This window comes from Bacillus bruguierae, assembly GCF_037104725.1.
GTDB classification, from domain to species: Bacteria; Bacillota; Bacilli; order Bacillales; family Bacillaceae_G; genus Bacillus_A; species Bacillus_A bruguierae.
Map to the genome: position 1 here is coordinate 106,285 of NZ_JBAWSX010000001.1, position 24,396 is coordinate 130,680.

26 protein-coding genes are annotated in these 24,396 nt (G+C 34.9%); 16 read left to right on the forward strand and 10 right to left on the reverse strand.

Annotation, left to right across the window (positions count from 1 at the left end; genetic code table 11):
- The first annotated feature begins 12 nt into the window (after positions 1-12).
- The 5 genes from WAZ07_RS00505 (at position 13) to WAZ07_RS00525 (ending at position 5,941) form a co-directional block, all read left to right on the forward strand.
- Positions 13-444, forward strand: a complete 432-nt coding sequence (locus WAZ07_RS00505; protein ID WP_336470898.1) for a cell wall hydrolase — start codon at positions 13-15, stop codon at positions 442-444.
- Between the two features lie 183 nt (positions 445-627).
- Positions 628-1,983, forward strand: coding sequence for a D-serine ammonia-lyase (locus WAZ07_RS00510; RefSeq protein ID WP_336470899.1), 1,356 nt, complete (start codon positions 628-630; stop codon positions 1,981-1,983).
- 202 nt (positions 1,984-2,185) lie between these two features.
- Positions 2,186-3,733, forward strand: coding sequence for a spore germination protein (locus tag WAZ07_RS00515; RefSeq protein WP_336470900.1), 1,548 nt, complete (start codon positions 2,186-2,188; stop codon positions 3,731-3,733).
- Positions 3,734-3,737: 4 nt separating this feature from the next.
- Positions 3,738-4,841 carry a GerAB/ArcD/ProY family transporter gene (locus tag WAZ07_RS00520; RefSeq protein WP_336470901.1) on the forward strand — a complete coding sequence of 368 codons (1,104 nt, stop codon included), beginning with the start codon at positions 3,738-3,740 and terminating at the stop codon, positions 4,839-4,841.
- Entirely contained in the window at positions 4,838-5,941 is a 1,104-nt protein-coding gene (locus tag WAZ07_RS00525; RefSeq protein WP_336470902.1) for a Ger(x)C family spore germination protein, read from the forward strand. The genes WAZ07_RS00520 and WAZ07_RS00525 overlap by 4 nt, the downstream gene beginning before the upstream one ends.
- A 78-nt stretch (positions 5,942-6,019) precedes the next feature.
- Here WAZ07_RS00525 and WAZ07_RS00530 read toward each other — a convergent pair whose 3' ends face one another.
- The 3 genes from WAZ07_RS00530 to WAZ07_RS00540 form a co-directional block, all read right to left on the reverse strand.
- Positions 6,020-6,571, reverse strand: a complete 552-nt coding sequence (locus tag WAZ07_RS00530) for an NAD(P)H-dependent oxidoreductase (RefSeq protein ID WP_336470903.1) — start codon at positions 6,569-6,571, stop codon at positions 6,020-6,022.
- Between the two features lie 35 nt (positions 6,572-6,606).
- Positions 6,607-7,215, reverse strand: a complete 609-nt coding sequence (locus tag WAZ07_RS00535; RefSeq protein WP_413788864.1) for an ester cyclase — start codon at positions 7,213-7,215, stop codon at positions 6,607-6,609.
- A gap of 77 nt (positions 7,216-7,292) precedes the next feature.
- Entirely contained in the window at positions 7,293-7,424 is a 132-nt protein-coding gene (locus WAZ07_RS00540) for a hypothetical protein (protein ID WP_336470904.1), read from the reverse strand.
- Between the two features lie 166 nt (positions 7,425-7,590).
- Here WAZ07_RS00540 and WAZ07_RS00545 point away from each other — a divergent pair, with 166 nt between their 5' ends.
- Entirely contained in the window at positions 7,591-7,929 is a 339-nt protein-coding gene (locus tag WAZ07_RS00545; protein WP_090918864.1) for a winged helix-turn-helix transcriptional regulator, read from the forward strand.
- Between the two features lie 203 nt (positions 7,930-8,132).
- Here WAZ07_RS00545 and WAZ07_RS00550 read toward each other — a convergent pair whose 3' ends face one another.
- Positions 8,133-8,798 (reverse strand): HAD family hydrolase, encoded by a 666-nt coding sequence (locus WAZ07_RS00550; RefSeq protein ID WP_336470905.1) that lies wholly within the window; start codon positions 8,796-8,798, stop codon positions 8,133-8,135.
- Positions 8,799-9,049: 251 nt separating this feature from the next.
- On the opposite strand from WAZ07_RS00550, the gene WAZ07_RS00555 reads away from it, so the two are divergent.
- A complete protein-coding gene (locus WAZ07_RS00555) occupies positions 9,050-10,045 on the forward strand; it encodes an alpha/beta hydrolase family protein (RefSeq protein WP_336470906.1) in 996 nt (331 codons plus the stop codon).
- Positions 10,046-10,468: 423 nt separating this feature from the next.
- On the opposite strand, the gene WAZ07_RS00560 is transcribed toward WAZ07_RS00555, so the two are convergent.
- The 3 genes from WAZ07_RS00560 to WAZ07_RS00570 form a co-directional block, all read right to left on the reverse strand.
- Entirely contained in the window at positions 10,469-10,672 is a 204-nt protein-coding gene (locus WAZ07_RS00560; protein ID WP_336470907.1) for a hypothetical protein, read from the reverse strand.
- 415 nt (positions 10,673-11,087) lie between these two features.
- On the reverse strand, positions 11,088-11,375 hold the full coding sequence (locus WAZ07_RS00565) for a hypothetical protein (RefSeq protein WP_336470908.1): 288 nt from the start codon (positions 11,373-11,375) through the stop codon (positions 11,088-11,090).
- Positions 11,376-11,540: 165 nt separating this feature from the next.
- The gene (locus WAZ07_RS00570) at positions 11,541-11,876 is read right to left on the reverse strand and encodes a hypothetical protein (RefSeq protein WP_336470909.1); all 336 of its coding nucleotides are present in this window, start codon (positions 11,874-11,876) and stop codon (positions 11,541-11,543) included.
- Positions 11,877-12,011: 135 nt separating this feature from the next.
- Here WAZ07_RS00570 and WAZ07_RS00575 point away from each other — a divergent pair, with 135 nt between their 5' ends.
- Both WAZ07_RS00575 and WAZ07_RS00580 read left to right on the forward strand, forming a co-directional pair.
- Positions 12,012-12,728: a response regulator transcription factor gene (locus WAZ07_RS00575; RefSeq protein ID WP_336470910.1), complete on the forward strand. Its 717-nt coding sequence runs from the start codon at positions 12,012-12,014 to the stop codon at positions 12,726-12,728.
- A complete protein-coding gene (locus WAZ07_RS00580) occupies positions 12,718-14,115 on the forward strand; it encodes a sensor histidine kinase (protein WP_336470911.1) in 1,398 nt (465 codons plus the stop codon). Before WAZ07_RS00575 ends, WAZ07_RS00580 begins: the two co-directional genes overlap by 11 nt.
- A gap of 100 nt (positions 14,116-14,215) precedes the next feature.
- On the opposite strand, the gene WAZ07_RS00585 is transcribed toward WAZ07_RS00580, so the two are convergent.
- Complete coding sequence (locus WAZ07_RS00585) at positions 14,216-14,377, reverse strand: hypothetical protein (protein WP_336470912.1); 162 nt, start codon at positions 14,375-14,377, stop codon at positions 14,216-14,218.
- A 799-nt stretch (positions 14,378-15,176) separates the two neighbouring features.
- On the opposite strand from WAZ07_RS00585, the gene WAZ07_RS00590 reads away from it, so the two are divergent.
- Both WAZ07_RS00590 and WAZ07_RS00595 read left to right on the forward strand, forming a co-directional pair.
- A complete protein-coding gene (locus WAZ07_RS00590) occupies positions 15,177-16,841 on the forward strand; it encodes a M4 family metallopeptidase (RefSeq protein ID WP_336470913.1) in 1,665 nt (554 codons plus the stop codon).
- Between the two features lie 469 nt (positions 16,842-17,310).
- Positions 17,311-18,024, forward strand: a complete 714-nt coding sequence (locus WAZ07_RS00595) for an SDR family oxidoreductase (RefSeq protein ID WP_336470914.1) — start codon at positions 17,311-17,313, stop codon at positions 18,022-18,024.
- Positions 18,025-18,235: 211 nt separating this feature from the next.
- Here the strand turns inward: WAZ07_RS00595 and WAZ07_RS00600 are convergent, their stop codons facing one another.
- Together WAZ07_RS00600 and WAZ07_RS00605 are read right to left on the reverse strand one after the other, a co-directional pair.
- Positions 18,236-18,832 carry a nucleotidyltransferase family protein gene (locus WAZ07_RS00600; RefSeq protein ID WP_336470915.1) on the reverse strand — a complete coding sequence of 199 codons (597 nt, stop codon included), beginning with the start codon at positions 18,830-18,832 and terminating at the stop codon, positions 18,236-18,238.
- Positions 18,833-18,984: 152 nt separating this feature from the next.
- A complete protein-coding gene (locus WAZ07_RS00605) occupies positions 18,985-19,449 on the reverse strand; it encodes a VOC family protein (RefSeq protein WP_336470916.1) in 465 nt (154 codons plus the stop codon).
- A gap of 79 nt (positions 19,450-19,528) precedes the next feature.
- Here WAZ07_RS00605 and WAZ07_RS00610 point away from each other — a divergent pair, with 79 nt between their 5' ends.
- The 5 genes from WAZ07_RS00610 to WAZ07_RS00630 all read left to right on the forward strand — a co-directional run bounded on the left by WAZ07_RS00610 (position 19,529) and on the right by WAZ07_RS00630 (position 24,394).
- Positions 19,529-20,392: a YtnP family quorum-quenching lactonase gene (locus WAZ07_RS00610; protein WP_336470917.1), complete on the forward strand. Its 864-nt coding sequence runs from the start codon at positions 19,529-19,531 to the stop codon at positions 20,390-20,392.
- Positions 20,393-20,624: 232 nt separating this feature from the next.
- Positions 20,625-21,485, forward strand: a complete 861-nt coding sequence (locus tag WAZ07_RS00615; protein WP_336470918.1) for an ABC transporter permease subunit — start codon at positions 20,625-20,627, stop codon at positions 21,483-21,485.
- Entirely contained in the window at positions 21,475-22,521 is a 1,047-nt protein-coding gene (locus WAZ07_RS00620) for an ABC transporter permease subunit (RefSeq protein WP_336470919.1), read from the forward strand. The genes WAZ07_RS00615 and WAZ07_RS00620 overlap by 11 nt, the downstream gene beginning before the upstream one ends.
- Positions 22,522-22,641: 120 nt before the next feature.
- Entirely contained in the window at positions 22,642-23,454 is an 813-nt protein-coding gene (locus WAZ07_RS00625) for a TrmB family transcriptional regulator (protein WP_336470920.1), read from the forward strand.
- Between the two features lie 61 nt (positions 23,455-23,515).
- Positions 23,516-24,394 carry a DMT family transporter gene (locus WAZ07_RS00630; RefSeq protein ID WP_336470921.1) on the forward strand — a complete coding sequence of 293 codons (879 nt, stop codon included), beginning with the start codon at positions 23,516-23,518 and terminating at the stop codon, positions 24,392-24,394.
- The last annotated feature ends 2 nt before the right edge of the window (positions 24,395-24,396 follow it).

Below are 24,396 nucleotides of genomic sequence, written 5' to 3' on the forward strand. Positions count from 1 at the left end.
GGAGGGAGATAAATGACAAGAATTGCGTATACAGAAAGTGATGTCGATTTATTAGCTCGTCTCATGCGTGCTGAAGCAGAAGGAGAAGGACAACAAGGTATGATGGCTGTAGGGACAGTTGGTGTGAATCGTGTCATGTGCGATTGTCTAGACTTTAAACAAATTACAAATATTTCACAAATGGTGTATCAGCAACCAGGCGGATTTGAAGCAACGACAAAAGGGTATTTCTATCAAAGAGCAAGAGAGAGCGACAAAGAAATGGCAAGAAAATGTTTGAATTATGCTCGTATATGGCCAGGTGTATATTCTTTGTGGTTTTTCCGTCCAGTTGGTAATTGTCCTCCTACATGGTGGGATCAGCCTCATGCAGGACAATACAAGAATCATTGTTTTTACGAACCGACTGGAGATGAATGCCCGAAAGTATATGCCGGAAAATAGTGCAGGATAAATATATCGGCGATTTGACACAATATAAAGACCGTTCGACAATAATCGGTACCCCAAAAACCACCCTTTTCCAAAATGGGGTGGCTTTTTGGGGGATATTTTAATATCTGAAGAATTATTATAACCAATATACAATGCGGTTATAGATCAATTGCTACAAAAAGGGGGAAGAAGATGAACACCATTCGAATTGAAGGAACAACTGTACAAGACTGGATCAAAACATATCCTTTAATAAATGATCTCATACGAACAAAGGAAGTATTTTGGTCCAACCCTAAATACGAATTGTTTCAAACAGGAATTGAAAAAACTCGATTTAATGAAAAAGATGTAAAAGATGCGGAAGAAAGATTAAAACGTTTTGCTCCCTATATTGCGAAAGTCTTTCCAGAAACAAAAAAGTTAAATGGAATTATTGAATCTCCTATCATTAAAATTCCTTCTATGCAACAGCACTTAGAACAAATTCATGGTTTAACATCTTCTGGTCAATTTTTATTAAAATGTGATAGTCATATTCCGATTGCAGGTTCAATTAAAGCAAGAGGTGGTATTTATGAGGTTCTTAAACATGCCGAAAATTTAGCTATTCAACATCAATTGTTAACACTGCAAGATGATTATTCAATGATAGATAGTGAAAAATTTAGAAACTTCTTCTCACAATACTCGATTGCAGTAGGTTCAACTGGCAACTTAGCACTTAGCGTTGGCATTATATGTTCTAAAATGGGTTTTAACGTAACGGTCCATATGTCAGCTGATGCAAAGAAATGGAAGAAGGATTTTCTGAAGAGTAAGAGAGCAACAGTTATTGAATATAAGGGAGATTACAGTAATGCTGTAGAAGAAGGCCGAAAGTATGCGAGTAACAAACCAAACTGTTACTTTATCGATGATGAAAATTCTCATGATTTATTTTTAGGATATGCAGTGGCTGCCTCTCGCTTACAACAACAATTAAAAGATATGAGTATAAGAGTAGATGGAAATCACCCACTTTTTGTGTACCTTCCATGCGGAGTAGGAGGGGGACCGGGGGGGATTGCGTTTGGTTTAAAATTAATATATCAAGACCATGTACATTGTTTTTTGGCAGAACCTACTCATTGTCCGAGTATGTTAATAGGCTTAATCACAGGATTACATGATAAAGTTTCTGTAAAAGATTTTGGTATTGATAGCATCACTGTGGCAGATGGCCTTGCGGTTGGAAAGCCATCAGGGTTTGTTGGGCAAAACATTGAATCTTTATTAAGTGGATGTTATACGGTGAATGATAATCATTTGTATCAATTATTAAGTGCATTGATCGATTCAGAGAATATGAGCTTAGAGCCTTCTGCGGTAGCAAGTGTGCCAGGGCCAATTAGGCTATTGAAAGAAAAAGAAGGTCAGGAATATTTAAGAAAGCATTGTTTAACAGACAAATTAGAAAATGCCACACACGTCATGTGGGGGACAGGTGGCAGTATGGTCCCTAAAGAAATTATGGAAGAGTATTATAAAAAAGGGCTAGAAGTATAGGTTTGGTATATTCCTAAAGTAAAAAAGGATTTCTTTCTGTATGACTAATAGAAAGAAATCCTTTTTTATTTTGGAGATTTGATTAATGAGCGTCTATAACAATAATTCCGGCACTGCCTCTTGTTAGTTATTAGGATATTTTCCCTTAAGAAATGCATACTAAACAATAATATAGAACGCATGTAGAAAGTGAGGGGAGTTCATGGTTAAATTTCTGAAACGGTTAAAAAGTAGAGGCAATCCTAAGTCATTTTCAAGACGTGACAATACTCATTTTCAAGAAAAAAATATAGAGGACTCCCTCTTAGACGCTGATTTATCTAAAAACATAGCTAAGCTTCAGGAACTCTTTCGTCAAGCTCCTGATTTAGTGATTCGTCGGTTTCCAATGACGGTAGATGGACTAGAAGCAGCTTTAGTGTATTTGTTTGGATTAACAGATAAACAATTGATTCAAAGTCATGTTCTAACTCCTTTGATGGATAGCGGCCGTGATGCGAATACAGAACTTCCAATTCCATTAGGACATATTGAAATTATTAATACATGGAGCCAGATTGAAAATGCTATTTTGGGAGGAGATAGTGTTTTATTGATTCATGGTCAAACGACAGCGCATCAATTAGATACGAAAGGATGGCCACAAAGAAATATTGAAGATACTCGTAATGAAATATCTCTAAAAGGTGCGCATCAAGCCTTTGTAGAAACTGGAAGTCTAAATGTTGCATTGCTTCGAAGATATATTCCTCATCGAGAATTAGTGTTACAAGAAACAACAATTGGTATGCGGGGTAAAACGAGGATTTCCATTGTATATTTGAAAGATGTAGCTTCCGAAGATGTGCTGAAGGAGTTGGAAACACGGATTGAAAACATTATGGTGGATGCTGTCATTAGTGCTGGTGAACTTATCGAATTCATTGAAGATAATCCATATTCTCCGTTTCCGCAATTTATATTAACTGAAAGACCTGATGTGGCTGTATCTCACATTCTCCAGGGAAGATTTGTGGTTGTTGTGGATCATTCTCCAAATGTATTGATTGCTCCGACAAATTTTATATCCTTTTTTCAAGGAGTTGATGATTACGGGACACGTTGGTTAGTTGCCTCGTCTATTCGGATACTTCGTTTCGTAGCTTTTATGATTGCTCTCTTTTTGCCAGCAAGTTATGTTGCGTTTATTTCCTTCAATTTTGAAGTCATTCCTGTAGAGCTTTTTTTATCTATTGCGGAATCAAGAACGCGCGTACCATTTTCTCCAGTTATGGAAGCGCTGCTTATGGAAATGACATTGGAAATGATGAGGGAAGGAGCCCTGCGGCTGCCTACTCCGATTGGTCAGACAGTTGGAATTGTAGGCGGGATTATTATTGGACAGGCGGCTGTTCAGGCGGGAATTGTCAGCAACATTATGATTATTGTTGTTGCTGTTACAGCCATCGCTTCTTTTATTATTCCAAATTATGATATGGGAGCTGCGGTCAGATTATTACGATTTCCTATGATGATATCAGCTGCTTTATTTGGAATTGTCGGACTTGTTATCGGGTGGATGACATTAGTTGCACATCTTATCAGTCTTGAATCGCTAGGCACTCCTTATGGCACTCCGTTAGCGCCATTTCGCTTTGCAGATATGAAGGATGCTTTTGTACGCTTTCCTCTATGGACAATGAAAAGTCGCCCTAAGGGTACGGGAGCTGCCCCATCTATTCGACAAGGACAAAACCATAATAAAAGGTGAAACTATGAAAAAGTATGCCTATAATGACATCACACTTCTCCAGTATATTTTTTTAATTAACGGAATGCAGGTCGCAACTGGCATTTTATCTCTCCCGCGAGTGCTTGCTGAAAAAGCTGGAACAGATGGATGGATTGCTATACTTATCGGCTGGGCCTTCTCCACAATATCCGGTATTTTTATCGTGAAAACATCTGCAAGATATCCAGAGGACACGCTTTATGACATTCTTATACGATTGTTTGGAAAAATAGTTGGGAAAGCGCTAGCTGTTATTTACATGATCTATTTTGCTTGCTATTCTTGCATCATTCTTGTGAATGCTTTGCTTTATCTTAAGGGGTGGCTTCTTCCGAAAACGCCTGACTATATCATTATCTTTTTGTTTTCCATTCCTACATTTATTGTTGTACGCAACGGTCCTCGAATTCTAGGACGATACTGCGAACTTGGTTTTTATATGATGATTTGGGTCCCAGTGTTTTTTTTGATACCGCTAAAAGAAGGTGGGAGTTGGCTGCCGTTCTTTCCGCTCTTAAAAGAAGGATGGAAACCGGTATTAGCAGCTGTACCGACCACAATTTTTACTTTTTTAGGGTTTGATATCGCATTCTTTTTATATCCCTTTTTACAAAAAAAACAGTATGCAGTCCATGGATTCGTTATTGCTAATACTTTGACGATGTTATTTTATTTATTTGCTACTCTTGTTTGCTTTGCCTACTTTAGCCCTGACAGCATTACAGAATTTAATCAGCCCGTACTAAATTTATTGAAAGTAATTGAATTTCGTTTTTTAGAACGTTTTGACATGATTTTATTAGCTGTTTACTTAATTGTTGTTTCCACAGCTTGGATGCCTTGTATATACTGCGCTGTCTTTTGTTCTAGCCAATTACTAGGGAAACAAGACCATAGCTCTCACCTCGTTGTTCTACTGATACTCATTATTGGCTTTATATTTTGGACTCATCCTAGTTGGAATCAATCCGAAACTTGGCAACAGGCAATATCGAATGCAGGATTAGGATTGACGTATATATCACCTATTATTTTATGGCTGTATAGCTGGGTATATGAGAAGTATCGCCAGGGGGGGATACATTGAAAAGAAAGGTATTATGTTGCATTTTGTTATTGGTGTTTATGATGACTGGTTGTTTTGATCAAACAAATGTTGAAGATGTTTCCTTGACTCTAATGCTTGGTATAGATTTAGATCAAAATGATAATTTATTGGTGTACATGTCAAGTCCTGTTTTTAGTAAAGAGGCAAAGAGAAAAGAAGAAAATACCGGCGTGAAATCTGTTACAGTTCGAAATTCTAGAGAGGAATTTGACGCTACAGTTATGGCGCTAACCTCGGGAAGTAAGACACAAGTTTTTTTAGTTGGAAAACGGCTAATGAAACAAAAAAATTGGGAAAAGTACCTTGATCCATTTTATCGGGATCCAAAAAACACAGTCACTACAAGAGTCATTGCTGTAGATGGACCTGTTTCAGACGTCATCTTTTATAATCCAAAGGATAAGCCACGGCTTCCTTTATATTTAACAAAACTAGTTGACACCGCTTATTTAAGAAATGTCACGGTAAAAACAACTCTTCAAAAATTGCATGAACAAACGATAGATAAAGGGATGACAGCAAGTATTACTGAGATGAAAAAAAAGAATAAACTATGGCTGACAGGTACAGCGTTGTTAGATGAAAAAGGAAGATATAAATTTACGTTAAAATCTGATGAAAACAAATTGTTACGTATTTTGCAGCACGAAACGAAAGGCGAGTTTCCATTTACAATTCCAATTAAGCTAAAATCGGATAACCAGGATAAAGATTGGATAAGCTTTAGTACCCAAAATATTAAAGTAAAGACAAAGGTAAGGTATGATAACCATTTTATATTTCATATAGATGTAAAGATGAGAATCGGCATTACAGAACGGCTTTTTTCGTTTAATACAAGAAAAGATGCAGCAAAATTGCAAAAGGCTATTGAAACGAAGATGGAGGCTGATTTCAAGCAACTCATAAAGAAAATACAAGCTGCTGAAATTGATCCGATTGGCCTTGGAATTTATGCAAGAACCTACACATACCCACAATGGAAAAAAGTTCAAAATAACTGGAATAAGGCATTGGCAAAGGGGGATGTGAATGTTAAGGTAAGTGTGAGAATTGGTGGGATGGGAACGATTAAGTAACAAGCGTTTAACTAAAATCTGTATTAAGACTGCAAGCCCCTTCGATTTTATGAAGGGGCTGTTCTCATTAAATATGAATTAAAGCGGTAATATTTCTTCTAGGTGTGTATTCAGCTCAAATACAAATCTATCAATATCCGGATTTTTTATTACATCATAGCAAGCGAAGCTCTTTAATGGTTTCATACCGATAAAATCTTGTGTGCGGTGTAAATGGCTGAGTGCTTCTTCTAAACTCTTTCCTCCAAAAAATTGCGCAGGATCGTTAAATGCTTGTTCCGGAGCATTCCATGTAGTTGAAAACATATAATGTTTGTCAGTTAATAAGCCGCCTCTTCCGTATTGCTCAGATCCTTTGAAAAATAATCCGTAAGCATACACCTCGTCCATATATGTTTTCAGTAATCCAGGCACATTGAACCAATAGATAGGTGTTTGGAAGATGACAATATCAGCCCATAAAAACTTACTTTGTTCTTCCATGGTACTGTATCCATTTTGAACGACTGTTGTTTGGACATTGTGATTTGTACTTAATACATTGATCATGTTATCCGTCAATGTTTTGTTTAGTTTTCCTTCTGCTGATCTATAGGTTTGATGGCCGTTTATAATAAGTATATTTTTCATTGTCGTTTTCCCCTTTATTTTATAATGTGTTTCAATTAATTTTCAGGTACAACGCCGAGTTGTTGCATAAGCGTTAGATTATCTTCTAAGTGCCAATCTTCAATGATTTTTCCATCTTTCACTCGTAAAATATCGATAGCAAAGAAATTAACAGTTTTGCCAGTTGGCTGTTTCTCTCCAAAATTACCTTTATGTGTTCCAGTGAATGATAGACGAGCTGTTACTTTTTCCCCAGTTACTACTAAATCCTCGATATTACACTGTAAGTCCGGAAAGGCTTTACGGAAATTGCTTGAGGCAAATGTTAAGCCTTTTGGTCCTTGAGGACGCCCTTTTGGCAACGTGTTATCAAAAAAGTTGTCTGTAACAGTTTGCGGGATGAGAGCGTTATTTCCAGTATTCCAAAATGCATAGAAGCGCTGCGCAGCATGAACCATCTCTGTAGCTTTTTGTTGATCCAACGAAGGATCGATTGTCATCGATTTAGGTTGAGGAAACTCCTTCAATAGTTGAATATCTTTCTTGGCTGGTGCAGCAGTCTTGTATTCTGATGTTTGCGTATGACACGCTGCCATCATAATCATGACTCCGAAGATGCTTGTGACACTAACTATGTTTTTCATGATTTTTTTTTGTAAGCTCATAATGGTCTCCTTTACTTTTTATATTTTTCTACTCTGTTGCGCAGTGAATATGGCTTCTCGTTTATCTAAAGACCAACTCAATAATGTAACGAAAAGCCCAGCAACGGTAACAAGAGCAGCAATCCACGGGCCTGCATGAAGTCCGGGTCCATTGTTGATAATCCACCCGCTAAAGAATGATTCGCTAAGTTAAACGGACTAATATTCATAGCTCACCTCCTTATTTTGTAAATAGCGTCAGTCTCTAATGATATTGTATGTATAGTTGATTCCTTTTGGGAAGTAGTGATATTTATTTCATATAGTTACCATAAAGATAGAATTGTGATAATATAAAGAAAATCAATCGAAAAAAATTTTTAGGAGCGTGTTTCAATGAGTAACATGGAGCCAATCGAATTAACAAAGGGAACGCCGGGGCAAATTTGTCCCATTGCGAAAACACTTGATGTAATCGGAACAAAGTGGACGTTTTTAATTATTCGAGACCTTCTTATTGAAGGAACGATGCGGTTTAGTGACTTGCAAAAATCAATGGATGGAATTAGCCCGAAAACGCTCTCACTTCGTCTGAAGGAACTTGAAGTGCATGGAATTGTGGAAAGAACGGTATATCCAGAAGTTCCCCCGCGCGTTGAATACACATTAACAGAGAAGGGGAAACGTTTAGAACATATTTTCATTGAATTAAAACGGTTCGGATTAACGTTATAGAAGAAATAATGATTCATATTGGAAAAGGGAATATATGTAAAGAAATATAATAATATAAAAAAGGATGCTTTTTAATTTAGGTAGTTCCGTTATTGTAGAGAAAAACGACAAAACATTTCTAATAACAAACAAAAACGCTCAGAACTATATCATTCTGAGCGTTGATTTATTATTTCTCCTATTTAGTTAAAGCACCTGTTGGTTTAGTAAACTATTTTCATTTCAGGCAATATTGTCTTTAACTCCATTAAGTCATTTATTACAAAATCAGCTTGAGCAAGTTCATCTTCTTGCGCAAAATCAAAATTACATCCAATTGCAATTAAACCATTATCTTTCGCAGCATTTATATCAGATAGACGGTCTCCAATTACTGCTGCCCTTTTTATATCATATTTTTTTATAATGGTTTTAACTAAATCGCCTTTATTGAGCGTTTGTATTTGCTGAATACTAAATGTTTCAGTAACCCAATTATCCAAATTATAATAACTTACAATTGCTTGTAAATATTCCGTTAAACCATTACTCGCTATGTAAATGGAATAATTATTTTCTTTTAAATAACTAAAAACTTCCTCTACATTAGGATATAAAGCACCTTTCCCATTTCTTATGTTTTCAACTAATCTTTCCAGAAAATAAGCATCCGTTTGCTCCCTTATTTCATTGGAATGATTAGGTAACAAGGCTTCCCAAACTTTTGGTAAAGGTACCCCCATAATTTCACGGTATTTATCAATAGGAGTTACTGTATCCCATAAATTTAGTGACCGTAAATGGTTAAAAGTATCATCAAGTGATAATTCTAGAATTTTTTCAGTTTGAAATAGAGTTCCATCCATATCAAAAATCAATGATTGTAACATTGCTTTCTCTCCCTTTTTTCCATTGCTTACTAATTTATCCCGCTATTTGTGGGCAGTAAGATCCCCACCTCGGATGGAAGTTTCACTTTACCTAATCCCTATTCAACGAATCTGACTCATCAGTTTAAGTACAAATTCTTACAATCTTTAAATAAATTTTAGCATAAAATTACAATACTCTTTCTCTTTTTTTCAATGAACTATCATATTATTTGGTGAGAAAAAGAATTTCATAACAAAAGGAGGAAAAAATGAAAAGGATTTTACTCGTGTTAGGAATTGTAATACTGGGAGCCGTAGGATGGATTTTCTACCAAAATTCTTATGATATGAAGCAAGAAGAAGTAACGATTCAAACGAAAAAAAATACATTACACGGTGCCCTCGCCTTACCTAAAGAAAAAGAAAAGCCGGGATTAATTATTTTTGTTCATGGTGATGGACCTGTAAATGTAACGTATGATGATGGTTATTTACCTTTATGGGAGGAATTAGCGAAAAAAGGGTATGCTTCCCTAGCATGGGATAAGCCTGGTATTGGAAAATCAACTGGAGATTGGTTAGATCAATCGATGGAAAATCGCGCAAATGAAGTAATCGAAGTGATTCAATGGGCGAAGAAAAATCTTGATATTGATCCTAAAAAAATAGGATTATGGGGAGCAAGTCAAGGTGGATGGGTCGTCCCAAAAGTAGCAAATGCTAGCGATGATGTTTCATTTAGTATTTTAGTATCACCTGCGATTAATTGGATCGAACAAGGAAAGTACTATACGGAAAAAAGTATGGCTAGTGCTGGCGCAACAAAAGAAGAAATCAACCAACGAATGAAAAATAATGAAAAAGTCTTAGAATTACTTTTGAAAAATAGTAATTATGAAGACTACCAAAACTTAACGAATGATAAAGGCGATATCTCTAAAGAAAGATGGAATTTTATTAAAAAGAATGTAAATAGCGATGCAACAAAGGATCTCTCAGAAACAAAAAAGCCTGTTAAGTTAATTGTTGGAGGCCGTGATGAAAATGTAGATATCAAAAACACGATGGAAGTTTACAAAAAAGAAATACGGAAAGAGTTGTTATCGGTATCTTATTTACCAGAAGCAAATCATTCCATGTTGAAACCGCAATATGTAAATTCGGAATTTGGCCTGTTGATGAAATCCATATTTGACCCGAGAGGGTTATTTGACGATGAATATGTGAAGTCGGTTAGTGAGTTTGTCAATAAAATGAATAGATGATGTGAATGCAGGAAATTTTTGAGCAGGGGTCGCTATATTTGCCCCTCAACTTAAGCGGTTTTCATATGATTCAAATTCATAATTATCCTCTTTTCTTAGAGAATGATAAATTTAATTATAGGATAACATAACACCGTTTGAACCCTAAACAGTGTTATGTTTATCCCGCTATTTGTGGGCAGTAAGACCCCCACCTCGAGATTTAGAGAGAAGCGAAGAAGATAGGTGGGGGACAACTGCTGGCATGTGCCCGATTGGGCGGGCTTTCCATCAGTGGGGGATGAAGAAAACCTCCACTGATGGAAGTTTCACTTTATTTTCTTTCTGATATATTTTTCATTCACATCATTCTCGTCATTGAGGGTGAGGGACATTAATTATCGAGTTCATAAGAAAAATTGGCTCCTTAGCTAACTAAGGGTGTCAATTTTTAAAGTATTCAATATCAATAAGTATGTATACTATGAAAGTTAAAAGAAGAACAAAGGTAAAAACGATTGCTTTTTGTTTTTTACTTGTCTTTTTAAACCATCCCCATCTTTTACTATCCATGTCTAACCAATAGTAATCGGCCAGAACAGCTAACAGAATGAGTAAGAAATACCAAAAGATTATCAATATAATCATCTCCTTTATTAGCTACATAGATGTATAATAATTTCCTTTTAATTCCATTTTAACAAAAATAATGCTATGTTACATTATAAATGTTCTACTCGTAATCTATTTCTTTTTTCTAAATCTATGTATAACAAAACCACTTTAAAAGGTATTGATTTTTAGAAGTATTTTAAAAATGTTATTTCATAGGTTTTGAAGTATTGGTTTTCATATTTTCTTATGCCCTTCAAAAGGTGTACCTTTTGGAGCGGTATGATATGGCTTTATAAGCGTTTATTTTAAAAGGATATCTTTATAAACAAAAAAGTAAGAGTTTTTTCCGTAATTCTTGATATAGTGGATAAACGAAAAGTACTGAAAAAATGATAGATAAATAAAAAAGCACTCAAAATGAGTGCTTTTTTAACGTAATCAGTTGGTCTTATTCACATAATTTACCTTCATATTTTACTCGCCAAAAATTTTCGCCATCCTTTTTCGTCATTGATAAAAGTGTAAATTTAATAGATTGACCCTTTATTTCTCTTGTAATGTAATGTGGAATATACTCATCTTCACTATAACGTTCATTATAATAAATTGTTCTACAAGATTGTGCATAAGTATCTTTGTTTTTTTCTTTTACTGATAATTCACTTGCACTTGTTGTAATGCTTCCAGTCAATAAAATACCAGACGTTAATGTACCTATTGCTAACTTTTTAAGCATTAAAACATCTCCTTTTTTAATTAGAATTGTATGACAGTCCAAATATATAATGTTAACAAGTTAAATTTGAATAATTCGTAACGTAGGTAGGTTTTTCTAAAATACTAGCGATACCCTATCGTTATCAAATTAATAAAACAAAAGATCCCCTAAAATAAAGTTATATTAGTTTACTTCAAAATTATAGTATACTTTTTGTCCACTTTTCTTAGTTATCATAACTCTTGCTTTTCCTTTTCCTACCCCTTCAATTTCAATCTCTCCATCCCTCACATAAATCTCAATAACATCTGGCCATCCATATATAGGTTCTGCTGCAATTCCGTTATAAAACTTAGACTCACCAATATCTAATGATTTTACGGCCAAAGTTTTAATTTGTGCATTATTTGTTACAGTTTCCCCCTTTGCGTACAAGCTGTTAGTAGACGCGTCAGCAATGCCATTTGTACTTAATAAAAACGTTGAAGTTATCAAACCTATTCCAAGTTCTTTTAACATGATTCCATCCCTCCAATAATAATTTATACCTGTATATTAAACTGCTAGTCTTTCATATCACTTTCATTTATCTTACAATAACCTTAAATGTATTTTGTAAATATTGGATATTTTAAGAGGAAGGTGAAAAAGAATATGCCAAAAAACATATTAATAGTTGATGACGACACAGACATTATTGAACTTTTAAAGCTTTTTTTAGAAATGGAAAGTTTTCTTGTTTTAGAGGCTTCGAATGGTGAAGAAGCTTTAAACTGTATAGAGGAAAATCATATTGATTTAGCCATTGTAGATATTATGATGCCTAAAATGGATGGTTATCAATTAATTAAAAAGATTCGAGAAACGTTGCAATTTCCAATTCTCATATTATCAGCAAAAACTCAAGAGGTAGATAGAATTATGGGCTTAGGACTTGGAGCAGATGATTTTATTATTAAGCCTTTTAGTCCTTTAGAAATCATAGCAAGGGTTCAAGCACACCTTAGAAGATCTTATGAATTTAATAGGAATACTGTAGAAAGTACAGTTAATCAGATACATATTGGTAATTTAACCTTAGATCACTATTCTTGCATACTCTATAAATATAATAAGCCAATTACTCTCAGTTCGATAGAATATAAACTGTTAACACTTTTTATGGAACAGCCGGGGAGAATTTTTACCAAAAAACAAATCTTTGAAAAAGTATGGTCTGAGCATTATTATGCGGACGATAATGCTATTATGGTACATATTAGTAGGCTACGAGAAAAAATAGGGGATTCCCCTAAAAACCCAGTATATATAAAAACTATACGAGGACTAGGGTACAGGTTTGCTAGAAAGGAAGAACTTTATGAAAAATAAGGTTCTATATATTCTAATTAAAAATTATGTTATATTTGCATTGGCAATAGGATGCACTGTGATAATTTTATTTTTACTTTTGATCTATCAAACGGAAAAACAATTGGGAAAACTAAAAAATTTAAATGCAAGTGAAGTAGCACATAAAAACTTTGAAGCTATAAACTCAGAAACAATAGAATTATTTGGTGGTTGGGTAGAAATTCTCGATGAGAATTTACAAATTATCTACACTAAAGGGGAAAAGAAGGATAATTTTTCATCCTATTCACAAAAAGAATTTACTTCTTTATTTTTTGATGATAATAAGCTTCCTTATTATTCATCTGTATCAACACTTTTAAATGAAAAAGGCGATACACTTTATTGCCTTGTGAAAGTTCCTAAAAACAAGCTACAATACGAATATACTTTTTCTGACAAAAATAAAGAATATGTATCCATTTTTCTGAAGATACTAAATTCTATACTAGTTTTATTTTTCATACTTTTTTTTATCAATATATATATGTTCAGTAGACGAATGGCTATAAAAATAACTAAACCTTTGGATAATTTGGCAAAAGGCTTTGAGGAAATTGCTAGTGGGAAATATGATAAAAGGTTGAACTATAAAGCATATTTTGAATTAATGCAAATACAAGATTCATTTAATCTCATGTCGGAAAAACTCGATAAAATAGAGAAAGAAAAGAAAAGATTAGAAGAAAATAAACAGAGGATGCTTGTAGATTTATCTCACGATTTAAGGACGCCAATTACAACAGTTCAAGGTTATGTCGAAGCATTACAACTAGGGATAATTACAGAAAAAAGTACAAAAGAAAAAACTTTAAATATTATATACAATAAAATCCGAGTCATTGCATTATTAATTGAAGATATTTTTGAACTGTCCAAACTAGAACGTTCCGATTATCCTTTTGAAGTAACTCCTACAGATCTATCTGAATTTATTCGTGAACTGGTTGTAGAATATTATGACTTATTTCAAAAAAAGCAATTAATATTTCAATATCAAATTCCTCCAAAAGAAGTGGTTATTCCAATTAACAAAAAGTTATTATCCCGCGCTATATCTAACATAATCTCTAATGCTTTACAGTACAACATGGCAGGCACAACGGTTTTTGTTTCGTTAATTGAAGATGAAAATAAAGTATATATAAACATTATAGATAACGGTATTGGTATTCCTAAAGATATGAGGAAAAGTGTTTTTGATGCATTTGTCCGAGTGGATGGTTCTCAAAAAAATGATGGGGGATCTGGTCTTGGACTGACTATTGCTAAACATATAGTAGAAAAACATGGGGGAGATATATGTTTAGACAGTACAAAAGAAGAAACGCATTTTCGCATTTCTTTGTTTAAGTCGAATGTATAAGTATTTTCTTTGATATAATCTTTTTTCAACAAAGTGAATACCCCCTTATCATTTCAAAGGTAAGGGGGTATTCTACTGCTGTTGTTTAGCATAAATGAAGTTATTTCTTTCGTTTTATTTTAGAAACTCCAAATCCAATAGCAACACCAATAGTTATACCAAGAGCAAGGTTATGAATAAGCAACCCGAAAGTTGTCCCCAAACACATTCCTATAGATATTCCAATTACCGTTTTTGCATCACTTTGTTTATTTTTATTCAAGAAGATATATTTCCTTTCTGCAGAATTATGAATTGTAAGTTTTAAGTACATGACTCATTTATAGTATGGCAAAGATGAATAACAAATCATTAGTTTAATTATATAATAAGATTTATTTACACACTCTTTATGGCACATAAAATTTTAAATAGCAATAAAAAAACAAACCCTCATAGTAGAGAGTTTGTTCTCGCGTACTTTGCTATTGAAAAAACAGTTTATGGGGAACTGCTTAATCCATTTTACCATATAGGTAATGGAAATTATGTTGAGAAAATCCAATTTTAGTTAAGGGAATTGTAAAATGACGGGAAACCCCCTTAAAAGTAAAACTAAGTTCGTGATTTTTTATAAAGTGAAACTTCCATTTGTTTTAAACCTTGCATGTGACAGAAAAAGGCCCTGACCGCTTCTATGCACAGCCAGATGCTCTCGTCCGCCTAAAAAGAAAGAGGGTTTTATGTCGATTTTTTAATTTGTGTTTATATAATTATTAAATGATATTTGATGAATTCCCCTTCTCACTTAAACCATCATTTGAATTTTTTGTAGAATATTTATTTCTCAATTTATATTTATATAATATGCAAAATTGCATATTTATTATGAAAACCTAGTAAACTCAACACTTTAAAGTCTTGTATAAACAAAATTACAAGTAAACCGATATAAATAATATGAATTATTTTCCATTTTTAACAATTACCTACCTTTACAGAATGTATATATAAAAATATAATTTTCAAAAAATATAAATATTCTGTTTAATGCAGGGTGTAAAAACAAAGGAGAAGAAAACATGAAAACAAAGAAACAAAGTTTAGCAGTTTTATTGTCAGCTGGTATTGTTGCTACATCAATTAGTTTACCGACATCTAGCTATGCAGCTACATCAAATAATGTGCTGTCTACAGAGAAGTATAATGAGGCTATCAAGTCTCCAGAGTTTATTTCTGGACAGCTGACTACACCATCTTCAACAAAAACTGAGGATGTAGTATTTCGATATGTTGATGAAAATAAGGACAAATATAAACTAGGCACAAAAAGTGCTAAAGAATCATTCACTGTAAAGAAACAAGAAGATGATACGTTAGGAGCAAAAGTTATTCGATTACAACAAACCTATAATGGTGTTCCAGTATGGGGATCTACACAAGTTGCACATGTTGATAATAAGGGAGTATTAACTGTTTTTTCAGGAACCGTTATTCCTGATTTAGACCAAAAATTACAACAACCAAATCAAAAAATTTCTGCTAATGAAGCAGTGTCTCTTGCTGAAAAGGAACTAGGATTTAAACCAAACTATACTGTAGAACCAACATCTGAACTTGTAGTATATGCAAAAGATGACACAGTATCCTATGCATATCATGTTCATTTAGGATTTTTATCTCCACAACCAGGTAGCCATGATTATTTTGTTGAAGCAGAGACTGGAAAAATCCTAGATCATATTGAAGTTTTACATGCAGCAAAAAATCCAAGAAATATTACCGGAACAGTAACAACTGGGACAGGGAAAGATTCATTTGGAAATACCAGAAGCTTGAATCTCTTAAAATCTAATAATACTTATTATTTAGTAGATAAAACACGCGGACAGGGAATTTATACGTATGATGCACAAAATAAAGGAAGCGAAGATGACACTTCGGTCCTTCCAGGTGTCCTTTTTAATAATAGCACGAACAGTTTTATAAGCAAAAATGCACAAGCGGCTGTAGATGCTCATACTTACGCAGGAAAAGTATATGATTATTATAAAACGGTTCATGGAAGAGATTCTTATGACGGAAACGGTACTAAAATTGTTTCAACTGTTCATTTTGGACAACAGTATGAAAACGCGTTTTGGGACCCAGAGCTAAAACAAATGGTATATGGAGATGGAGATGGATCAACGCGTTCATTTACAGCCGCAATTGATGCTGTTGGTCATGAACTAACACATGCAGTTACAGATTCATCATCCAATTTAATCTATCAAAATGAATCTGGCGCACTTAATGAAGCAATGTCAGATGTTTTCGGCACATTAGTTGAATATTATAATAACTCAAATCCTGATTATTTAATTGGGGAAGATTTATTCTTCCAATCGGGACAAGCCCTTCGTTCTATGAGTGATCCAACAAAATACGGTGATCCAGACCATTATTCTAAACGTTATACAGGAACGAATCAAAGTCAATTAGTACACACAAATAGTGGGATTATCAATAAAGCAGCGTATCTCATTGCAGAGGGTGGTACTCATTATGGAGTAACTGTAAATGGTATTGGTAAAGATAAAATGGGCAAAATCTTTTATCGCGCAAATACTCAATATCTAACAGAATCAGCAACATTTTCTCAAGCAAGACAAGCCTTTGTACAGTCAGCCGCAGATTTATATGGAACGCAATCAGCTGAGGTTACCTCTGTAAACAAAGCATTTGATGCTGTTGGTGTTAAATAATTTTTATTTAACATAAAAAGATCCCTGAAATAATAAAAAAGTTTCTATAGTGCTAAAAAACGATATTCTTTTTGTACTTTTCTACAAAAAGAATATCGTTTTTTCATAAAATGAAAATTCTGACCACCTATTCTCATCTTACACCATTTATCTCTGAATTGTTGGTGATTAAGGACTAGTGCTGTAATTTTTGTGTTTCCATCCTCAATGATTCTCTATAAAGAAGTTCATAACTTAAGGTTTTCCGTAAATAGAAAACCTTAGCGTACGAATTCGCGCTTTTTGGTACTTGGGGGGATTAAAATTCCTTAGATTGATAGGCATGTATGGTGATAGAAGTACATTCTTTATAAAAAAGAAACTTTCCAAAATGTAACTATGTGAATTAAATATCACTACTTCAAAAAAGAAAGTTTTGGAATTACAATAACCTCAGTAAAACAAAACAAAAAAACTAGGGGAAATGAACATGCTAAACAATAAGAAAATTGTCATTATCGGTGGAAGTTCTGGGATTGGTTTAGAAACAGCAAGACTCGCACTTATGCAAGGGGCTGAGGTCATCATTGCTAGTCGTTCTAAGGAAAAACTGCAAGGGGCAAAGGATCAGTTAAAAGGAAACGTAACAATTCATGTGCTTGATACAACGCAAGAACAACAAGTACAATCCTTTTTTGAACAAACAGGCACGATTGATCATTTAGTTGTTACAGCAGCAGAAACATCTGGAGGTTCTTTTATTGATACAGATACAGCCGCAGCACGTCAGTTATTCGAAAATAAATTTTGGGGACAATTTTATGCAGCGAAATATGGTGCCCCGAAAATTGCTGGTAATGGTTCAATCACTTTATTTTCTGGAGTTGTCGCTTATAAATCTATGATTGGATCGGCGACACTTGGTGCAGTCAATGCCGCTGTTTCTAACCTTGGTCAAACATTAGCGCTAGAACTCGCTCCACTTCGCGTGAATGTTGTCTCACCAGGAATTATTGATACACCGTCACGAAGCAAAATGGCAGAAGAAGCGCGCAACAAATTCTACACTGACTTAGGGAACAAACTTCCAGCGGGGCGAGTAGGTAAGGCGGAAGATGTTGCCCAGGCTGTACTATATGCTATGCAGAACGGATTTGTTACAGGAACAGTTCTTCATATTGAAGGTGGGCATACGTTAATTTAATAGAATGGAAGACGCTATTCTTTTTAAGAGAATAGCGTTTTTCATTTTTCGACACATAAGTCGCTGCTATGCAGAACATAACAGGACCGCTACTTGCTTGCTCCTTTTTTTAAAACCTCGCATGTGGCAGGAAAAGGCTCTGACCGCTTCAATGCACGGTCAGATGCTCTCGCCCTCCCCTAAAAAGAAAGTGGGTTTTTATGTCGGTTTTTCAATTTGTATTTATATATATAGCGTTTAAAGGATAAAAAACCTTCAGCTTACTCCATTTCTCCTGCCACTTCTTCGTAAGTACACGTTCCTCATACATGTTTGCATATTCCTTCGTTTCTTCATAACAAGGAGTCGGTCGTAGTTCTAAGTTAATGATATCTTGTACACCCCAAGGGGCAACTAATACAATTTCATCCTGCTCGTTTAATCTCAAACCTAGCGCCGTTGCTGTTTCTGGAAATTTTGATATAGCATCTACTGAAGAAGAAAAGGGCGGCATGTTGTTAATGATGTGCATTCTTGCTTCATTTTTAACAGACCAAGGTACAGTTGACGACATATTCAGCAACTGTTTTTCGTATTTTTTCTCTTCGGATTCATCAATATTTTCCGCATCAAAATAAACAACATCAACATCTGGAAGGGGCGTTCTTTCTTCAAACCCGTGCAGAGTGTCCCATATTTTTGAGCGGACAAATCCGGCACACACCCACCAATCAGGTAAGTGTAATTGTTTAACAGTTTGTAATATATCCATCATCCATGGATCTTTTTGTACTAATTGAATGATATCTTGTTCGTTTGTTAGTTTCATAGGTATGTGCCTCTCTGTTTTTTTGTTATGTCCTTCCATTCGCTTAAGTACATTTTATCCCGCATTAACGGGCAGTAAAACCCCCACCTCAAGATTGAGAGAGAAGCGAAGAAGATAGGTGGGGGATAACTGCCCGTAAAAGCCCGATTGGTTCAACTAACCATCAGTGGGGGATGAAAAACTCCCCCCACTGATGGAAGTTTCACTTTATCCGTTCGATCTAATTCAAAAGGAAGGCGAGCAATTAGTTCTAAGCTATCGCCATCAGGATCATCGAAATATACAGAGGCATGTGCTTGATTTGGGAATACAATTGGTTCGATAGGCTCCATTCCAAAATCTTTCCGTGCTTGAATTCCTTTTCCTTTTAACCACTCCATCGCATGTTCTAAATCATGTAAATCTACTTGAAAGGCGATATGTCTAAGAGAAGGGTGGTACTTTGTTTGGTATTCACTTCCTTCCCAAAGACCTAACCAGCTCTGTCCTTCTATAATCCAGAAGAAAGCTACTGTTTCATGTTTTTTATATAGTTTTAAACCTAATGATTCATAAAAAGCAATAGATATTTCTAGATTACTGACAGGAAGATGTGCTTCGTATAGTCCTTTTATCATGACAATGGCTCCTTTTTCGTTTTGTAGACTATTTTTTCTGAATTATATGATAACATAAAGAGGAAGGGGGATACAGAAAATGGAACATTTAAAAATTGGAGATATACAAGTAACATGGCTGCGAGGAGGAAATACACATTTAGACGGCGGGGCAATGTTTGGCGTTGTACCGAAAATACTTTGGTCACGCAAATATAGCCATAATGATAAAAATCAAATTTATTTACGAACAGATCCATTGCTGCTGCAAACAAAAGATGGAAATATGCTTATCGATTCAGGGATGGGTAACAACAAGATGAATGAGAAAATGAAGCGAAATCAAGGGGTGACAGAAGAGTCATCTGTTGAACAATCGCTCGCTCAGCTTGGGCTAAAAGCAGATGATATTCAGTATGTATTAATGACGCATCTTCATTTTGATCATGCATCTGGTTTAACGAAATGGGAAGGTGAAAAGCTTGTTCCGGCGTTTCCGAATGCAAAAATATATGTATCACAAACAGAATGGGATGAAATGAGAAATCCGAATATCCGCTCACGTAATACATATTGGAAAGAAAATTGGGAGCCAATTGTGCATCAAGTCCAAACATTTACAGAAGAAGTGCGCATTACAGATGAAATTCGAATGGTTCATACAGGTGGTCATAGTGATGGACATGCTGTTGTCGTTGCACAAAGTAAAGATGAAACATTACTTCACTTAGCGGATTTACTGCCAACACATGCGCATCAAAATGCACTGTGGGTTATGGCATATGATGATTATCCGATGACGTCTATTGAAAGTAAACAAAAGTGGATGAAGTACGGTATAGAGCAGAATGCGTGGTTTACGTTCTACCATGATGCCTATTACCGTGCGGTGAAATGGGATGAAGAAGGGCATATGGTAGAAAAGTTAGAACGAAAAGAAATAGAAGTGACGAGTGAAGTGTAACGAAAGGTTGTTAATCATTAAATACTATATAAATCCAAGTTGAAAAACGAACTTTTTTTAGGGTTGGCGAGAGGGTCTGGCCATGCATAGAAGCGGTCAGGGCCTTTTTCTGCCACGTACAAGGATTAAAACAAAGGAAGACTGCATAGGCCGCTTATATGACAAAAAATTAACATAGATTTATATAGTTAGCGTATTTAATATTGTAAATCATGATGCGAGGAGATTCAAAATGAAGGGGTTTTTTATCGAGAAATGTATAGAATTCTGCATTTGTATCCTTGTTATTATAGCTATTAGTTATGTACCATTTGTTTTTTGGGGGAATACGTCCCTTAGTTTTACTACCTTTTTACAAAGACTGTTTATAGCAGGGCCTGCTATTCATAACAACCCTATGGTTATACGCCAAGTTCCGTTTTGGGACGTAATTTGGGAGCCGTATATGTATTCCGGTATTATTTTACTAGCATCTACTGTTTTAACAGTTGTGATGGCTACCGGTTTTTCTTTTGGATACGTACTTTCTTCTTTGAAAGTGAAAAAAGCAATTGAACGATGTTTAGTGTTAATTGAATCAATTCCTGATTTGTTATTAATCTTTATGCTGCAACTATTGTTTGTTTGGCTATATAAACAAACAGGAGTTAATTTCGTAAATATTTACGCATTCGGTAGTAAACAAGCTTATTTCTTACCAATTGTGACGATGAGCCTTGTACCTGCTCTTCACTTTTTCCGGATTATGGTTTTATTTTTAGTAGAAGAACAACATAAACCTTATGTAGAATTTGCAAGGGCAAAGGGCCTAAGCAGAAAATATATTTTATTTGTTCATTTATTTCGTAATGTAATCTATCATCTATTCAACCATTTACAATCTACTTTTCTATTCATGATTTCAAGTCTGCTACTTGTAGAAGCTGCTTTCAATATAAATGGATATATGTCTTTCATTTTAAAACCATTAGCATTACAGCCTGTCACGTTTGCATGGTGGATTTTTTTGTTATTCATTCCATTTTACACCATGTTCACTCTTGCTCAATTTCAAATAAAACGTATGACAGGAGGACTTGCAAATGAAAAATAGCATGTTCCGTTCGAAACGTTTTTGGATCGGCCTTTCTTTTTTCAGCGGAATTGTGTTAGCTAGTTTTTTATTCACATGGTATGGAAAAGATCTGTATTCTCAGACGCAAGTATTAATAAAAGATACTGACGGTAACGTTTCGCATGGTGCACCGTTTAACCCTTTATTGATGCCGCCTTTTGGATCAGATCGAAGTGGATATAACCTATTCTTTAAACTTATTATTGGCGCAAAATTTACGATTTTATTTGTATTTGGAATTTGTTTGATTCAGCTTGTACTTGGGACATTATTAGGAAGTCTCCTAGCATATACACCACCTTTAGTACAAAAGTTCATTGAAAAAGTATGTAAGGTGTATTTCTATGTTCCGACAGTTGTTTTAGTTTATTTGTTCATGATGCCGCTAATGGTCCAAAGCGAGCATACAGGTTTTCAGGAATCTATTGTTATTAAGCAATTTCTAATTCTTTGTATTCTTACATTGCCAAATCTCATTCTTTACATTAGCCAAGAGATTAACCTTTTTATGAAAAAAGACTATATAACAAGTTCCATTGTGCTCGGTGCTCGAAAATTTTATGTGTTTCGAAAACATATTTGGCTCTCTTTGAAAGAAATTCTCGTCATTCTTTTTCTTCAACAAGCAGTTCAATTATTTACGCTGCTCATACATATGGCCTTTTTTAAAGTATTAATTGGTGGAAGAAAAATGGTGCAGGATCCTTTCGGAGGTCCCTCTACTGCATTTTCCCTTACAAATGAGTGGTCGGGATTAATAGGATTGAACAAAAATGAATTGTTAACAGCGCCGTGGATTATATTGGCACCGTTAGTAGCTTTTACAATATCGATTTTTGTTTTAAATTTTATGATTCAAGGAATAAAAGAGCAGTACAATACAAGGTTTATGCCTATTCCACAGAAAAACCAAGATTCATCAGTGGAGGAAAAGAAAACAGTGATGTCTGCAGAAAACTTTCGATTTGCGAATATGAAGCCACTGTACAAAGGAAAAGATCGTTCATATGAGTAAAAGTATCGGTCTATGTTGACTGATACTTTTTCATGTTTTGAATAAATGTCTGAAAATATAGACATTTCGGCGTAAATGTTTTATAGTAGTTAATACAATAACTACTATCAAGGGGGATTTATGGAAGAGAAAGCAATTACCGAATTGCAAAAACATGGATTTTCAAAGTATGAGTGTAAGGCTTACATAGGTTTATTAAAATCACCCGCCATCACTGGTTATGAATTAAGTAAGCGTTCTGGTGTTCCGCGCTCTATGATTTATGAGGTATTAGGAAAATTGCTTGATAAAGGAGCGATTCAAACGGTTCCTTCTGATCCGATTGTTTATAAGCCTGTTGAACCGAAGCTGTTGCTTGCTCGTCTGAAAGAAGAGATGGATGCGTCATTAGAAATGTTAGAATCATCTCTTACGACGTTAGAAAGTGATCAAAAGATAGATGTTGTAACGAGAATTGTTCAGTATGAACATATTGTTCAAGAAATGCTTTCGATGATTCGAGATGCAAACAAAGAACTTTGGTTATCGATTTGGTCTCCTATTGTGAAAGACATTGAAAAAGCTGTTCGAGAGAAAGAAGGATCAATCCCAATTTTTACAGTTTTATTTGGAGCAGAAGATAAGACGCTAGGGCACACGTATCATCACAACTATATGGCACCGGACATTGTTAGTAAACGGATGGGTGGGTATTTGACGATTCTCGTTCGAGATGAAGAAGAAGCTTTAATTGCTAAGTTTAGTGACAGAGGTTCAGAATGGGCTGTGAAGTCAACCGATCCTGCGCTCGTTCTAATTGCTACCGAATACATTCGGCACGACATTATGGTAGAAGAAATTACAACTGCGTTCGGTCCTGAAAAGCTTGATAGTCTATGGAAGACAAGAGAAGATTTAATTCATGTCATGACAGGAAAAAACAGCTTCGTATAAAGCTGTTTTTTTAGCACAAAACAATAGTCGTTATAACTATGACTACTTTAGGGGGAGTTATATGTATGCAAAATTAAAATTTGCCGTTTCCATGGCTATATTTGGTTCAATCGGTTTATTTTCAATAAAGACGGGTCTCCCGTCAATTGAATTGGTTTTTGTGCGTTGCCTCTGTACAAGTATTCTATTAGGGGGGATATGGTTTTTTCGCACATTCACAACAAAACAGCAGCATGAAAACTTTATTCCACGCCGGGAGTATGTACTTGCTTTACTATGTGGTCTATTCCTTATTATAAACTGGGTCTTTTTTTTTCGCTCCATTGAAGTCATGCCCATTACTGTAGCGATATCGATTTATCATTTAGCACCTGTTATTGTACTTCTTTTCGGTTCTGTTATCTTTAAAGAAAAAATAACAGGAACAGGATTGTTCTTTTTCTTTATTTGCTTTATAGGCACATTGTTAGTTGGAGGGATTCATCAACATACAAGCGTTTCAGAATTTTTATCTACAGGTGTACTGTGGGCGTTTGCTGCAGCATTATTCTACGCACTTACTTCCATCACAGGAAAGGGAATTCAAACACTTAGCCCGTTGTTAACGACGGTTATTCAAACGAGTCTCGGTGTAATCTTATTGATTCCATTTGTGGATTGGTCAAAATTTATGCATCTTACCGCTGAAAATTGGTTTTATATCCTTGTTACAGGATTTATTCATACAGGATTTGTGTTTTATTTGTTCTTTAGTAGTTTACGAGAATTAAAGGCTCAAACAATTGCTATTTTAGTCTTTGTTGATCCGATAGTCGCAATCTTACTGGATGTTACGATTTTACATTACCGTCCTGATCTGTATCAGCTTCTTGGTATTTTTCTAGTGTTTGCGGGGATGAGTTATTCTCCGAAAAAAGAACGACAATTAGCGAAAGCTTAAAT

Excerpts from the sequence above, each read along its gene's own strand:
- WAZ07_RS00595 (WP_336470914.1), top strand. The coding sequence starts at position 17,311 with ATGCTAAACAATAAGAAAATTGTCATTATCGGTGGAAGTTCTGGGATT.
- WAZ07_RS00565 (WP_336470908.1), bottom strand. The coding sequence starts at position 11,375 with ATGCTTAAAAAGTTAGCAATAGGTACATTAACGTCTGGTATTTTATTG.
- WAZ07_RS00505 (WP_336470898.1), top strand. The coding sequence starts at position 13 with ATGACAAGAATTGCGTATACAGAAAGTGATGTCGATTTATTAGCTCGT.
- WAZ07_RS00610 (WP_336470917.1), top strand. The coding sequence starts at position 19,529 with ATGGAACATTTAAAAATTGGAGATATACAAGTAACATGGCTGCGAGGA.
- WAZ07_RS00545 (WP_090918864.1), top strand. The coding sequence starts at position 7,591 with ATGAGTAACATGGAGCCAATCGAATTAACAAAGGGAACGCCGGGGCAA.
- WAZ07_RS00550 (WP_336470905.1), bottom strand. The coding sequence starts at position 8,798 with ATGTTACAATCATTGATTTTTGATATGGATGGAACTCTATTTCAAACT.
- WAZ07_RS00580 (WP_336470911.1), top strand. The coding sequence starts at position 12,718 with ATGAAAAATAAGGTTCTATATATTCTAATTAAAAATTATGTTATATTT.
- WAZ07_RS00530 (WP_336470903.1), bottom strand. The coding sequence starts at position 6,571 with ATGAAAAATATACTTATTATAAACGGCCATCAAACCTATAGATCAGCA.
- WAZ07_RS00625 (WP_336470920.1), top strand. The coding sequence starts at position 22,642 with ATGGAAGAGAAAGCAATTACCGAATTGCAAAAACATGGATTTTCAAAG.
- WAZ07_RS00540 (WP_336470904.1), bottom strand. The coding sequence starts at position 7,424 with ATGAATATTAGTCCGTTTAACTTAGCGAATCATTCTTTAGCGGGTGGA.
- WAZ07_RS00590 (WP_336470913.1), top strand. The coding sequence starts at position 15,177 with ATGAAAACAAAGAAACAAAGTTTAGCAGTTTTATTGTCAGCTGGTATT.
- WAZ07_RS00615 (WP_336470918.1), top strand. The coding sequence starts at position 20,625 with ATGAAGGGGTTTTTTATCGAGAAATGTATAGAATTCTGCATTTGTATC.
- WAZ07_RS00620 (WP_336470919.1), top strand. The coding sequence starts at position 21,475 with ATGAAAAATAGCATGTTCCGTTCGAAACGTTTTTGGATCGGCCTTTCT.
- WAZ07_RS00560 (WP_336470907.1), bottom strand. The coding sequence starts at position 10,672 with ATGATTATATTGATAATCTTTTGGTATTTCTTACTCATTCTGTTAGCT.
- WAZ07_RS00575 (WP_336470910.1), top strand. The coding sequence starts at position 12,012 with ATGCCAAAAAACATATTAATAGTTGATGACGACACAGACATTATTGAA.
- WAZ07_RS00605 (WP_336470916.1), bottom strand. The coding sequence starts at position 19,449 with ATGATAAAAGGACTATACGAAGCACATCTTCCTGTCAGTAATCTAGAA.
- WAZ07_RS00510 (WP_336470899.1), top strand. The coding sequence starts at position 628 with ATGAACACCATTCGAATTGAAGGAACAACTGTACAAGACTGGATCAAA.
- WAZ07_RS00570 (WP_336470909.1), bottom strand. The coding sequence starts at position 11,876 with ATGTTAAAAGAACTTGGAATAGGTTTGATAACTTCAACGTTTTTATTA.
- WAZ07_RS00520 (WP_336470901.1), top strand. The coding sequence starts at position 3,738 with ATGAAAAAGTATGCCTATAATGACATCACACTTCTCCAGTATATTTTT.
- WAZ07_RS00600 (WP_336470915.1), bottom strand. The coding sequence starts at position 18,832 with ATGAAACTAACAAACGAACAAGATATCATTCAATTAGTACAAAAAGAT.
- WAZ07_RS00535 (WP_413788864.1), bottom strand. The coding sequence starts at position 7,215 with ATGAGCTTACAAAAAAAAATCATGAAAAACATAGTTAGTGTCACAAGC.
- WAZ07_RS00630 (WP_336470921.1), top strand. The coding sequence starts at position 23,516 with ATGTATGCAAAATTAAAATTTGCCGTTTCCATGGCTATATTTGGTTCA.
- WAZ07_RS00515 (WP_336470900.1), top strand. The coding sequence starts at position 2,186 with ATGGTTAAATTTCTGAAACGGTTAAAAAGTAGAGGCAATCCTAAGTCA.
- WAZ07_RS00555 (WP_336470906.1), top strand. The coding sequence starts at position 9,050 with ATGAAAAGGATTTTACTCGTGTTAGGAATTGTAATACTGGGAGCCGTA.